Below are 12,535 nucleotides of genomic sequence, written 5' to 3' on the forward strand. Positions count from 1 at the left end.
TTCATGGTCATGGAGATGCGCTTGCGCTTCACGTCCACTTCCAGGATCGTCACCTTCACGATGTCGCCGGCCTTCACAACCTTGTGCGGATCGTCGACGAACTTGTCGGCAAGCTGGGAGACATGGGCAAGGCCGTCCTGATGCACGCCGACGTCGACGAAGGCGCCGAAGTTGGTGACGTTGGTCACGGTGCCTTCCAGCTTCATGCCCGGCTTCAGGTCGGAGATCTCTTCCACGCCTTCCTGAAGAGCTGCGGTCTTGAACTCCGGACGCGGATCGCGGCCCGGCTTTTCCAGCTCCTTGAAGATGTCCCTAACGGTCGGCAGGCCGAAGGTCTCGTCGGTGAACTCCTTCGGATCGAGACCGTTTAGCGCCGAGCCGTCGCCCATGATCTGGCGCAGGTCGCGGCCGCAGGCCTTCACGATGCGCTTGGCCAACGGATAGGCTTCCGGGTGAACCGACGAGGCGTCCAGCGGCTCGTTGCCATCGGCGATGCGCAGGAAGCCGGCGCAAAGCTCGAACGCCTTGGCGCCAAGACGAGGAACATCCTTCAGCTGCTTGCGCGAGGTGAACCGGCCAATGCTTTCCCGGTGTTCGACAACGGCCCGGGCGAGACTGTCGGAGAGCCCGGAGATACGGGTCAAGAGCGCCTGTGAGGCCGTGTTGAGGTCAACGCCCACTGCGTTCACGGCGTCTTCCACCACCGCATCGAGGGCACGGGCCAGCTTCGTCTGGTTGACGTCATGCTGGTACTGACCGACACCGATGGACTTGGGCTCGATCTTGACGAGCTCGGCCAGCGGATCCTGCAGGCGGCGGGCGATGGAGGCAGCGCCGCGCAGAGACACGTCGACGTCCGGCATTTCCTTGGCCGCCAGTTCGGAGGCGGAATAGACAGAAGCACCCGCCTCGTTGACGATCACCTTGACCGGGCGGGACGCGGGCGGGATATCGCCCAGAACTTCGGCGGCGAGCCGGTCGGTCTCGCGGCTGGCTGTGCCGTTGCCAATGGCGATCAGACCGACCTTGTGCTTTGCGATCAGAGCCAGAAGCGTTGCCCGGGATCCGGCAATGTCGTTCTTCGGCTGGAACGGATAGATGGTGGCGGTGTCGATCAGCTTGCCAGTCTCATCGACGACCGCGACCTTGACGCCGGTGCGGATGCCCGGATCGAGACCCAGCGTCGCCTTGGAGCCTGCGGGAGCCGCCAGCAGCAAGTCCTTCAGGTTCTTGGCGAAGACATCGATGGCGGCTTCCTCGGCCCGGTCGCGCAGGTCGCCCATCAGGTCGAGTTCCAGATGCAGCGCCAGCTTCACCTTCCAGGCCCAGCGCGCCACATCCATCAGCCACTTGTCGCCCGGACGGCCCTTGTCGGCGATGCCATAGGTATCGGCGACCAGCTTCTCGGCAGGTTTTACAGGCGAGACGTCATCCGCATCGACGGTGAGATCGACGGACAGAACTCCCTCGTTGCGGCCACGGAAAAGCGCCAGCGCCCGGTGGCTCGGGATCTTGGAAAGCGGCTCGGAGTAATCGAAATAGTCGGCGAACTTCGCGCCCTTTTCGCCCTGCCCGTCGATCAGCTTGGACTGCACGACACCGCGCTCCGAAACATAGCGGCGCAGCTGCCCGACAAGGCCGGCGTTTTCGGCAAAACGCTCCATCAGGATCTGGCGGGCGCCATCAAGCGCGGCCTTGATGTCGGCAACGCCCTTCTCGGCATCAATGAAGCCGGAAGCTTCCTTTTCCGGGTCCTTCGTCGGATCATCGAGCAGCATGTCGGCCAGCGGTTCAAGCCCTGCCTCACGCGCGATCTGGGCCTTGGTCCGGCGCTTCTTCTTGTAGGGAAGATAGAGATCCTCAAGGGCAGACTTCGTGTCGGCGAGCGCGATGGACTTGGCAAGATCGTCGGTCAGCTTGCCCTGTTCCTCGATCGACTTGACGATGGCAACGCGCCGGTCTTCCAGCTCACGCAGGTAGATCAGCCGCTCTTCCAGCTTGCGCAGCTGGGTATCATCGAGACCGCCGGTCGCTTCCTTGCGGTAGCGGGCGATGAAGGGAACCGTGGAGCCTTCGTCCAGCATTGCAACCGTCGCGCTGACCTGGTCCGGACGGCAGGCGATCTCGTCGGCAATCCGCCGCGCGATGCGTATGGCGACGTCTGGCGCCATGGCGGTCACGGTCTTGGGTGCGGAGGTGGCGGATACGAGCGTGTCGGACATTCGGTCTGGTTCCATCGAGGCAATTGAGAACGGCGACGATAGTGCCGCTCCCTGTGGCGATAAAGCGGCAAGACGCCAGCATCCACCGGGAATTGGGCCACGAACTCAAGGAAGCGTGACCAATGCCGGTCACGATTGGTCCGGATCACGCGCCGATCACGCGCGCCCTGTTAAAATTCCCAAGTCTTGAAACGGGGAATGGCCACGCCGTCACGAGGTCCAGGTTGTTGGGGAGAGAAAAAGATGGAAGCACAGTTTCTGACGCTGGCCGTCGATCGCCAGATCATCTCACAAGCACAGAAGCAAGCCCTGCTGCAGCTGGTCGAAGAACACTCCTTGTCCGAAGACGGCTTTCGTCTCGACTACACCAATATCTTCTGGGTCGGGGGCGCGGGCGTCATCCTCGCCGGGCTTGTCGCGCTGTCGATCGAAACAGCCGCGATTTCCAGGACCTGGCTGAGCATACTGGTCCTCGGATATGGCCTGGCGTTTCTGTCGGTTTCCTACTGGTTGACCAGGACCGGACGGCCGGCCCTCTTGAGCTCGATCCTGGCGACGGCCTTTGCCCTGTGCTGCACGCTGGCCTTCATCACGCTGCAGACCACCTTCGACGGGGTGAAGTATTTCATCGACTACCCGAGAAAATTCACCCCTCCACGAGAAGGCGAGATATTGCCCTACAATGCCGATCTCCTGACCTGGTTTTTCGAAACAGCTGCAGGACCGGGACTGATCCTTGCGCTGACCGGCCTTTACGTCTTCAGGAAACACAAGTTCCTGCCGTCATGGGTCCTGATCATTGCAGGCCTGTTTGCCTTCACTCAGGAACTTTCCGTGCGCTGGTACTATGACCCGCACGGCTATTCGGAAGTCACCAAATGGCACATGATTTCCTTCGGCCTGCTTCTCTATGGAATTGCCTGGTACGAAGACCTCTTTGCCGAAGCGAACCATGGTTTCTGGCTGAACAAGCTGGGCATGCTGTCTGCCTCATCGGGCCTTGCAATGCTCTTCAGCGACGGCGACGACACGGTGCGCTGGCTGTTCCTCGCGATCAGCCTGACAGCAATTGCCCTTTCGGTGTTTCTCCGGCGCCCGTCGGGAATCGGGTTCGGCGCGGTGGGCATCATCACGGTCATCTTCTGGCGTTTCGGTGTTCAGGACAACGACCTGACGCTCGCATTCCAGCTGACAGTCGTCGGTATCTTCGTTCTCCTGCTCGGATACCTTGTCCAGCGCCACACTGATCGTCTGGCCGAATACTTTCCCGAAACATTGATGCGTGTTCGCCCCGACCCCCGGCAGGACCCGGTGACATTTGGATACTGACACCGCGGCCCGGTAGCGGATACCTGCACCTGCTCCCTATCCGAGCAGCGAGACAGCCTGGAAGATCGACAGGCCGATGATCAGAACGCCGACGAAGGTGCCTAGAACCTTGCGGGGAACGAACCTGATGATCAGCCCGGCGAAGGGAGCGGCCAGCAAGCCGCCGACGATCAGACCGGCAACGGCCCACCCCAGGTCGACAGCCCCTTCCGGTCGCACCCAGTGTCCGGAGGCCAGCGCCACGACAAAAGTGAACGAGGCGGCAAGCGTGACGAAGAACTCGGCGGCATTGACGCTGCCGACAACGTAGCGCGGCTCTTCCCCGGCCCCAAGCAGACTGCTGGTCACCACCGGCCCCCAGCCGCCGCCACCGGCAGCATCCAGGAACCCGCCGGTGAAGCCGAGCGGGGCCAGCGCCCTGCGCCCGAGACGTCTGGGTTCGGGAAAGCGATGAACCCTGGACAGGACGACCAGCCCCATGATGGCCAGGTAGGCAATGATGAAGGGGCGGATGGTGTCGCCCGGAAAACTCGTCAGCACGAAGGCGCCGATGAGCGCCCCGATCACACCGGCCGGCGCGAGGGTCAGGACAAGGCGCCTGTCGATGTTCTTGAAGGCAAGATGGGACAGGCCCGAGGCACCGGTCGTGAACAGCTCGGCGACATGGATTGCCGCCGAAGCGCTGGCGGGTGTCACCCCCAGGGACAGAAGCACCGACGTGGAGGTCACCCCATAGGCCATGCCGAGGGCGCCGTCGACGATCTGGGCAAGAAAGCCGACAAGGAAGAAGGTCAGAAAATCGAGCGACATGATGGATGCCAGTGCAGTTCGGTAAGACTGCAAACAATACACTGCGCCACGCGCAATTGATTGCGCGTTTAAGTGCGCAATGTGCTCCTGCCAGAGAAAAAACGTCCAATTCGCGCAGTGAGTTGACCAGGCATGTTCCAGTTCGCTGGCGGCCGAAGTCCTCTCCGCTCTGCATCCCGAATAATACTGTCATGAAAGCCTGCTAGGCGGATCGGCACCCGCAGCATTGCATGCGGCCCTTTTCGCTAAAGGACTTGTGACATGAAAAAGCTTCTGATCGCCGCCGGCCTCCTGGCTGCTGCCTCCACTTCTGCCTTTGCCGCCGATGTTTCCGGCAAGCTGGTTCTCTACACCTCTCAGCCGAACGCCGATGCCCAAGCGACAGTTGACGCCTTCACCGCGGCCCACCCGGGTGTGGAGGTCGAGTGGGTTCGTGACGGCACCACCAAGATCATGGCCAAGCTGCGCGCCGAATTCGAAGCCGGCAGCCCGAAGCCGGACGTCCTCCTGATCGCGGACATGGTGACCATGGAAGGCCTCAAGGTCGAAGGCCGCCTGATGGCACATGACGCGGCGGACACTGCTGCCTATGACCCGGCGATCATGGACACGGACAAGACCTACTTCTCCACCAAGCTGATCACCACCGGCATCATGTACAACACCAACGCTCCGATGAAGCCGACGTCCTACAAGGATCTTCTGAAGGCAGAGGCCAAGGACAAGCTGGCCATGCCGTCGCCGCTGACCTCGGGGGCTGCGACCATCCACATGGTATCGCTGACGTCCAGCCCGGATCTCGGCTGGGCCTACTATGAAGGCCTTGCAGACCAGGGCGCGAACCCGAAGGGCGGCAACGGAGGCGTCTACAAGTCCATCGCCGGCGGTGAAAAGCTCTACGGTTTCGTCGTCGATTTCCTGCCGATCCGTGAAAAGCTGAAGGGTGCGCCGGTCGAGTTCGTCTTCCCGGAAGAAGGCGTCTCCGCCGTCACCGAACCGGTCGCGATCCTCTCCACCGCCCAGAACCCTGATGCTGCGAAGGCGTTCGTCGACTTCCTGATCTCCGAGCAGGGCCAGAAGCTTGCGGCCGACATGGGCTACCTTCCGGCGCATCCGGGCGTTCAAGGCCCGGATGGTTTCCCGGCACGCGAGAAGATCAAGCTCATGGACTTCGACCCGAAGGCTGCGCTTGAAGGCGATGCCGCCAACAAGATGAAGTTCACCGAAATCTTCGGCGGCTAAACCTGATCGCTCTGACGATGGAAGAACGGTGCGGACCTCCGCACCGTTCTGTTCGTTTGCCCGCCCCGGCCCTGACACGAGATCCGGAACGAGGCGAAAAGCGATCTTCGTGATGCAATAGAGCCAAAGATCTTGCGCGCAATTCTGACCACCGAAAGAGCCACCCTTTTCCTGCTTTTGGCGGGCGTTACGGCCATGTGCGGACTGCCGCTGGCGCTGCTGTTCAAGGTCGGCCTCACAGTCGACGGGTCGTTTGCGCCAGGCCCGTTGCTTGAGGCTCTTCAAAGCAAGCCCGTTCTTAGGGCGCTGTGGCATTCGCTGGAGAGCAGCACCCTTTCGGCACTGACGGCGACGCTCCTCGGCGCAACCCTGTCCCTGATCATCGGCCTGACGGACGTGAGAGCAAAGGCCGTCCTGGTCTTCCTCATTCTGCTGCCGATGATGATCCCCCCGCATGTGACGGCAATCGCGTGGATCCAGGCACTCGGTCCGGCAAGCCCCGTCCTGCGCTGGCTCGGACTGGCGCCGGAAATCGGGTCGACCCATCCGCTCTACTCGCGCGAGGGGCTGGTGCTGCTTCTGACGCTGCAGCATAGCCCGCTCGTCTTCCTGATGGTGCGCGCCGCCCTTCGCTCCTTCCCGCGCGAGCTCTTCGACGCCGCCCGCGTTTCCGGTGCGCAGGCACCGAGGATGCTGCTGCGGATCGCACTGCCCCTGCTCGCCCCTGCGTTGATGGCAGGCTTTGCCCTGTCCTTCGTTGCCGCGCTCGGCAATTTCGGCATCAATGCCCTGATAGGCATCCCGGCCCGCTACACGACCCTGCCTGTTCTGGTCTGGCGCCGGCTGGCGAGCTTCGGTGCGGATGTCCTGCCCAATGTCGCCGTCATCTCCGTCATTCTGGCCCTGGTCGCGCTTCTCGCCATTGTACTGCAATCGATACTGCAACGGCGGATGCGGGCGTCGCTGATCGGCCTTCCGCAGGCGCCACTTGCGCTGTCGCTGGGGGCAAGACGTCCTCTTGTCGAGGCCCTGCTCTGGCTGTTCATCGGCTCGGTGCTGCTCCTGCCCGCAGCCTCCCTGCTGGCGACATCGCTGGTCAGAACCTACGGGCTCGACCTGTCGCTTGAGACGCTCACCACCGAGAACTTTGTCGAGATCCTCTGGCGCCAGTCCGTGACGCTCCGCGCCTTTGCCAATTCGACCGGTATCGCCGCAGTGAGCGCCCTCGTCATTGCCGCGCTTTGCATCCTGCTTGGCTACTTCCTGATCAGCCGGAAAACCGGTGTCCGCCAGCTCGCGGGCCTTGCCAGCGCCCAGGCCGACATTGCCTTTGCCGTTCCCGGCCTCGTCATGTCGATCGCCTTGATCCTGGCCTTCATCCGGCCCCTGCCTCTGCTCAATGTCTCGCTCTACGGAACGCTCTGGATCATCCTGATCGCCTATGTGGCGTGCTTTCTTGCCGTCGGCATGAAGCCTGTTTCGGCCGCCTTCCTGCAGATGGACATGAGCCTTGACGATGCCGCCCGGGTATCCGGTGCGGGCTTCGGAACCCGCATGCGACGGATCTTCGCCCCGCTGGTCGCTCCTTCCGCGGCCTCCGGCGCAATCCTGGTGTTCCTGACGGCCTACAACGAAGTGACGGTCTCGGCCCTGCTCTGGTCGACCGGCAATGAAACCATCGGCACGACCATCTTCAACTACGAGGACGGCGGATACACGACGCTCGCGGCAGCCATGTCCGTCGTGGTGGTCGCGGCTACCGTCGCCATCATGATTGCAATGAACGCCCTGGCCAGAAGGGTGCCATCGGGAACAATTCCCTGGCGCGACTGATCGCGACGCGCAAACGCCGGTTCTGGTGTCGACCTAGCCGGGAAGAACCCAACCGCCGTCGAGCGCAATCGGCAGGACATCGCCGGGCGCAGCGTTGTGCGGCAAATTGCAGAGCACCGACTGTCCGTTTCCCGTGATCCGGGCATGGGCTTCAAAATAGCCGCCGCGGTAGGTGACCCGCTCGAGCACCGTCATGAGACTGCGGCCCTCGCCGGATATGCGCACATGCTCCGGCCGCACCATGACGCGCGCCGGTCCTTCACCCATCCCCCCGACGCAGGGCACTTCGAAGGCCTCGCCTGCCAGCATGATCAGCACTTTTTCTCCGCGCACTTTCGCAATATCGCAGGACAACAGCGTGCTGCGGCCGATGAAGCCGGCGACCTTCGCATTCACCGGACGATCGTAAAGCTGTTGGGGCGTATCCGCCTGGAGGATCTTCCCGTCCCACATCAGCGCGACCTTGCTGGCAAGCGCCATTGCCTCGCGCTGATCGTGGGTGATGAAAAGGGTCGTTGCGCCGCTCTTGGCGTGGAACTCGGCAAGCTCCTCTTCCATGGCCGTGCGCAGATGCGGATCGAGGTTCGCCAGCGGCTCGTCCATCAGAACGGTTTGCGCGCCTTGCGCCAGGCACCTCGCCAGGGCAACACGCTGGCGTTGCCCGCCCGAAAGGTCAGACGGCTTCCGCCCCGCGTAAGCCGTCAGCTCGACTGTTTCCAGGCAGGCATTGGTACGCGCCTCGACATAACTCCTGGCCCGCCTGGCCGTTGCCAGCGGGAAGGCAACATTCTGCTTCACGCTCATATGCGGCCACAGCGCATAGGATTGGAACACCACGCCGACGTTGCGCGCCTCGGGCGCAACATGCAGATGCCGTCCGGCAACATGTGCATCGCCCAAATGAATGTCGCCGCCATCAAGTGGTTCAAGTCCCGCGATTGCCCGCAGCAGCGTGGACTTGCCGCAGCCGGAGGGCCCGAGCACGACGAAGAAATCCCCGGTCTCGACGGACAGGGAAACATCGTTCAGCGCAGCATGGGACCCATAGAGCTTTGTGACGGAAGACAGGCGAATGGTCATGCAGCGCCGGATACCCGGCCTTCGTGACAATCCGATAACAGGCGCCGACAGGAGCCCTGAACGTTCGGCAAGCAATTTCGCACTCGCGGTCCCTCCATGCAGGCTATGTTCGAACGAACCGGTTCAAGAACGAGGATTTCATGGGCACCGCCGCACCGTCTCTGCAAGACGAGATCATCCTGCACAACTACCCGCAATCGCCCGTGGCGGAGAAGGCCCGTGTCGCCTTCGGCATCAAGGGGCTCGCCTGGCGCTCTGTCGAGATCCCCCGCCTTCCGCCAAAGCCGATGCTGACCAAGCTGACCGGCGGCTATCGGCGCACGCCGGTCGTCCAGCTTGGCGCGGACATCTACTGCGACAGTCAGGCCGTGCTGCGCGAACTGGAACGCCGTTTCCCCTCTCCGAGCTTCTTCCCGCAAGGAGATGAAGGCCTGTTGTGGAACCTCAGCCGCTGGACCGACGGAACCGTGTTCGACCTGACCGTAAAACTCATTCTGGGCGCGGCAGGCGACAACCTGCCCAAGGATTTCGCGCAGGACCGCGGCCGTCTCTATCTCGGCCCCGACTGGGCTGAAGGACTGAAGGCAGCGAACGCAAACCTGCCGCATCTGGTGTCCCAGGTCCGCGCCCCTCTTGCCTGGCTCGACCAGCAGCTGTCGGATAACCGGCCGTTCCTGACCGGAGATCTTCCAGCTGCGATCGACGCGCAGTTCTACCACGTCGTCTGGTTCATCCGTGGCCGCTGGGACGGCGGCGCGCCACTGCTGTCGGAATTTTCCAACCTTGAGCGGTGGGAAAAGAACGTCCGGGACATCGGACACGGTTCCATGAGCGAGATGACGGCCGAGGACGCGATCGCCCGCGCCCGCGACTGCACGCCGCTTGCCTGCGACCCTGAAATCCGCAACGATCCGCAAGGCCTTAAGGCCGGCATGGCAGTGGTTGTCTCTCCGGACGTCGACGGCGGCGAGCAGCCGGTGGAAGGTACTGTCGCAGCCGCGTCCTTCGACACCATCACCCTGCACCGCACCGACCCGGACTGCGGCGACATTCACGTCCACTTCCCGCGAGCAGGTTACCGGGTGGAGATCGTCTGAGCCTTCACGTCATCACGACTATCGGTTTTTTCCGGCGCTCATTCGCAAACGCCGAGGTAGCCCTCCAGCGCACGGCAGATCCGGGGGGCCAGGTCCTGCTTGCGCCATGACCCGGCCAGGGTCGCGCCATCGACCATCCCCCGGACGATTGCAACGATATCCCGCGCAGCCGTTATGCGATCCGGGATGACATCGTCCGGCAGAATTCCGGCGATGCCCTGAATGATTTTCGCATTCAGGTCTTCGGTCTCGCCTTGTAGCGGTAATGCGGCATAGGCGTAGTCCAATGCCCGCGCCAGCCCCGGGTTGTCGGCCTGATGATCGAGGGTCGCTTCGACCAGTCGCCGGATTGTCACGGTCAGCGGTTGGCTGTCCGCATGAGGGAGCTCAGCCGACAATCCCTCCCAAAGGCGGATCCGTTTCCGGCGAACGATCTCCGCCAGGATCGCCTCTTTCGTCGGGAAGTACTGGTAGAGAGAGCCGATGCTCACGCCGGCCAACCGTGCGATCTCGTTGGTATTGAAACCGGGAAGACCTTCCCTTTCCAAAATGCGAGCGCTGGCTTCCAGGACAGCATCGACCGTCGCTGCCGCGCGGCGCTGACGCGGCAGTTTTCTGGGCTCTATGGACGTGACTGTCTTGGTCATCGGATACGAGTACTCAAATACGAGCTTTTGCTCATATTATCACGCTTACCAAGTCAATCAACCGAATGAGCCGTCAATGTCCTTTTCTGATCGCACCGTCCTGATTACTGGCGCGACCCGTGGCATTGGCGCGGCCCTGACCGAAAAACTGCTGCACGCCAACGCCAATGTGGTCGCGGTTGCTCGCGATCCGGCGGCACTCGACAGTTTGGCCTCGGCCCATCCCGGTCGGGTTCACGCGATACCGACCGACCTTTCCGATCCGCAAGCAGTGGACGGTCTGATCCGTGCACTGGAGACGCGGCATCCGACCCTGTCTGTGGTCGTCAACAATGCGGCTCTGCAAGTTGAAATGGACTTCACCAGCGGCGATCCGCTTCGGCACCTCCAGGATCTGCAACGCGAATTGGCGGTAAACCTGTCAGCCGCCATGACGCTCTCGGTTGGGCTCCTGCCCGTTCTTGCCCGCCAGCCGGACGCCGCCGTCGTCAACATCGGCTCGGCTCTAGCACTCGCGCCGAAGCGGGCAGCCCCTGTCTATTGCGCGACCAAGGCGGGTCTGCGGAGCTTCACAACGGCCCTTTCCTATCAGTGCCGCGCAAACATGCCTCAGGTTCGGATTGCCCACGTCGTGATGGCACTGGTGGACACCGACATGACGGCCGGCCGCGGAACCGGGAAGATTTCCCCGGAAACAGCGGCCACGGGCATTCTGAAAGGCTTGGAGGCCGGGCGAGAGGAAATCTGGATCGGCAAGGCAGGCCTCCTCAGATGGATCCACCGGGTTTCCCCGGGCCTGGCCGCCAGGATTCTCAAGTAAACCGCTCACAGCCATTGGATGAAAGCATGACAAGGACCCGCAACACGACAGGCGACGTTGTGTCGTTCGCGCGCGCATGGTTGCGCGCGCCTCTGAGAACCGGCGCCATCGCACCGAGTTCACCTGAGCTGGCGCGGCACATGGTGTTTTCCGCAGCTCCCGCCAAATCCGGCCCAGTCATCGAGCTTGGTCCCGGCACCGGGATCGTGACCGATTGCCTTCTGGCAGCCGGGATCGAAGAACGCGACCTCGTCCTTATTGAACTCGACCCGGACTTTGCCGCAAACCTGAAGCGTAAATATCCACAGGCCAAAGTCATCGAGACAGACGCCTTTGCCTTCGTCCGGAACCAGGCACACACAGGTGAAACTGCTGCAGCGATCATTTCCAGCCTGCCGCTATACGTCTATCCCAAGGTCAAACGGCAGAAACTGTGCGAGGACGCTCTCAGGGCGCTCGGGCCGGGCGGACGGCTGGTCCAGTTCACCTATGGCCCGGTGTCGCCGATTTCCCCACCCGCACACATCGACGCCTTCCGGTCACGCCGCATCTGGGGCAACCTGCCACCGGCCGTCGTCTGGACCTATCAGACGAAGACCTTCCGGGCACACGAGCCCGGACCGCTGAACATCCGCGACAAGGTGGAAACAAGGGAAAGCGCGCAATAGCGCGCCCCCCGTTGATGGTATCGGCAAACCTCAGCCGGGCAGATAGGTCTGGCCGATGTACTTTGCGGTGGCCGCAGGATCGGACAGGAACTGACCGTAGACCTGGCTGGAGACCGGATCCGGAAAAACCTCTTCCTGGCCGCTATCCAGGGCATCCAGAACCTGTCTGACAATTTCCTGCGGCGCGGTTTTGTCGGAATCGAACTGGGCTGCCATGTCCGTGTCGACCGGTCCCGGATAGACACCGATGACGGAGGTTCCCTGACCGGCAAGTTCGGCCCTCAGGCCCTGGGTCAATGAATGCACGGCGGCCTTCGAGGCGCTGTAGGTTCCCAGAACCGGAAAGTTGATGTGCGAGGCGATGGACCCGATGTTGATGATCGCACCGCCGCCATTGTTCTTGAGGACCGGAGCGAAGGCCTGCGACACCCTGATCGGTCCGAAATAGTTGGTATCCATCTCCGAACGGCCGAGCTCGACCGCATCCGGATTGACGAAACCGGAAAAGCCAGCCGTTCCGGCGTTGTTGATCAATACGGATACGTCCCTGGCGGTCGCGGCGGCGGAGGCCACGTCTTCTGCCTTCGTCACATCAAGCTTGATCGCCACGACCCGGCCGCCCGCTTCTGCCACCAGGTCGGCCAGCGCTTCCGTGTTCCGCGCGCCGGCGTAGACCTTCGCCGCGCCCCGTGCCAGGAGGCCGTTCACGAATGCCCGGCCCATACCCCGGTTGGCTCCGGTCACCAGGGCGACCTGTCCTTCAATCTTGCTCATTTTCAAATCCTCG

General features: G+C 62.5%; 11 protein-coding genes. 6 read left to right on the top strand and 5 right to left on the bottom strand.

Going from position 1 to position 12,535, the window contains the following annotated elements; all coding sequences use genetic code 11:
- On the bottom strand, positions 1-2,222 hold a 2,222-nt coding region (locus tag ACN0SY_RS10085; protein WP_417686883.1), incomplete at its 3' end, for a Tex family protein.
- 243 nt (positions 2,223-2,465) lie between these two features.
- Here ACN0SY_RS10085 and ACN0SY_RS10090 point away from each other — a divergent pair.
- Positions 2,466-3,551, top strand: a complete 1,086-nt coding sequence (locus tag ACN0SY_RS10090; protein WP_417686885.1) for a hypothetical protein — start codon at positions 2,466-2,468, stop codon at positions 3,549-3,551.
- A gap of 36 nt (positions 3,552-3,587) precedes the next feature.
- Here the strand turns inward: ACN0SY_RS10090 and ACN0SY_RS10095 are convergent, their stop codons facing one another.
- On the bottom strand, positions 3,588-4,361 hold the full coding sequence (locus tag ACN0SY_RS10095; protein ID WP_417686887.1) for a sulfite exporter TauE/SafE family protein: 774 nt from the start codon (positions 4,359-4,361) through the stop codon (positions 3,588-3,590).
- Positions 4,362-4,622: 261 nt separating this feature from the next.
- On the opposite strand from ACN0SY_RS10095, the gene ACN0SY_RS10100 reads away from it, so the two are divergent.
- Positions 4,623-5,603 carry an ABC transporter substrate-binding protein gene (locus ACN0SY_RS10100; RefSeq protein ID WP_417686889.1) on the top strand — a complete coding sequence of 327 codons (981 nt, stop codon included), beginning with the start codon at positions 4,623-4,625 and terminating at the stop codon, positions 5,601-5,603.
- Positions 5,604-5,735: 132 nt separating this feature from the next.
- On the top strand, positions 5,736-7,436 hold the full coding sequence (locus ACN0SY_RS10105; RefSeq protein ID WP_417686891.1) for an ABC transporter permease: 1,701 nt from the start codon (positions 5,736-5,738) through the stop codon (positions 7,434-7,436).
- Positions 7,437-7,469: 33 nt separating this feature from the next.
- Here the strand turns inward: ACN0SY_RS10105 and ACN0SY_RS10110 are convergent, their stop codons facing one another.
- Complete coding sequence (locus tag ACN0SY_RS10110) at positions 7,470-8,516, bottom strand: ABC transporter ATP-binding protein (RefSeq protein ID WP_417686893.1); 1,047 nt, start codon at positions 8,514-8,516, stop codon at positions 7,470-7,472.
- A gap of 140 nt (positions 8,517-8,656) precedes the next feature.
- Here ACN0SY_RS10110 and ACN0SY_RS10115 point away from each other — a divergent pair, with 140 nt between their 5' ends.
- Positions 8,657-9,613 (top strand): glutathione S-transferase family protein, encoded by a 957-nt coding sequence (locus ACN0SY_RS10115; RefSeq protein WP_417686895.1) that lies wholly within the window; start codon positions 8,657-8,659, stop codon positions 9,611-9,613.
- Between the two features lie 38 nt (positions 9,614-9,651).
- Here the strand turns inward: ACN0SY_RS10115 and ACN0SY_RS10120 are convergent, their stop codons facing one another.
- On the bottom strand, positions 9,652-10,260 hold the full coding sequence (locus ACN0SY_RS10120) for a TetR/AcrR family transcriptional regulator (RefSeq protein WP_417686897.1): 609 nt from the start codon (positions 10,258-10,260) through the stop codon (positions 9,652-9,654).
- Between the two features lie 76 nt (positions 10,261-10,336).
- On the opposite strand from ACN0SY_RS10120, the gene ACN0SY_RS10125 reads away from it, so the two are divergent.
- Positions 10,337-11,080, top strand: coding sequence for an SDR family oxidoreductase (locus ACN0SY_RS10125; protein ID WP_417686899.1), 744 nt, complete (start codon positions 10,337-10,339; stop codon positions 11,078-11,080).
- Positions 11,081-11,106: 26 nt separating this feature from the next.
- Positions 11,107-11,748: a class I SAM-dependent methyltransferase gene (locus ACN0SY_RS10130; RefSeq protein ID WP_417686901.1), complete on the top strand. Its 642-nt coding sequence runs from the start codon at positions 11,107-11,109 to the stop codon at positions 11,746-11,748.
- A 30-nt stretch (positions 11,749-11,778) separates the two neighbouring features.
- Here the strand turns inward: ACN0SY_RS10130 and ACN0SY_RS10135 are convergent, their stop codons facing one another.
- A complete protein-coding gene (locus ACN0SY_RS10135; protein ID WP_417686903.1) occupies positions 11,779-12,522 on the bottom strand; it encodes an SDR family oxidoreductase in 744 nt (247 codons plus the stop codon).
- Between the last annotated feature and the right edge of the window lie 13 nt (positions 12,523-12,535).

The sequence above is a fragment of the Roseibium sp. genome (genome assembly GCF_048261595.1).
Taxonomy (GTDB): domain Bacteria; phylum Pseudomonadota; class Alphaproteobacteria; order Rhizobiales; family Stappiaceae; genus Roseibium.

Excerpts from the sequence above, each read along its gene's own strand:
- ACN0SY_RS10090 (WP_417686885.1), top strand. The coding sequence starts at position 2,466 with ATGGAAGCACAGTTTCTGACGCTGGCCGTCGATCGCCAGATCATCTCA.
- ACN0SY_RS10095 (WP_417686887.1), bottom strand. The coding sequence starts at position 4,361 with ATGTCGCTCGATTTTCTGACCTTCTTCCTTGTCGGCTTTCTTGCCCAG.
- ACN0SY_RS10100 (WP_417686889.1), top strand. The coding sequence starts at position 4,623 with ATGAAAAAGCTTCTGATCGCCGCCGGCCTCCTGGCTGCTGCCTCCACT.
- ACN0SY_RS10110 (WP_417686893.1), bottom strand. The coding sequence starts at position 8,516 with ATGACCATTCGCCTGTCTTCCGTCACAAAGCTCTATGGGTCCCATGCT.
- ACN0SY_RS10115 (WP_417686895.1), top strand. The coding sequence starts at position 8,657 with ATGGGCACCGCCGCACCGTCTCTGCAAGACGAGATCATCCTGCACAAC.
- ACN0SY_RS10120 (WP_417686897.1), bottom strand. The coding sequence starts at position 10,260 with ATGACCAAGACAGTCACGTCCATAGAGCCCAGAAAACTGCCGCGTCAG.
- ACN0SY_RS10125 (WP_417686899.1), top strand. The coding sequence starts at position 10,337 with ATGTCCTTTTCTGATCGCACCGTCCTGATTACTGGCGCGACCCGTGGC.
- ACN0SY_RS10130 (WP_417686901.1), top strand. The coding sequence starts at position 11,107 with ATGACAAGGACCCGCAACACGACAGGCGACGTTGTGTCGTTCGCGCGC.
- ACN0SY_RS10135 (WP_417686903.1), bottom strand. The coding sequence starts at position 12,522 with ATGAGCAAGATTGAAGGACAGGTCGCCCTGGTGACCGGAGCCAACCGG.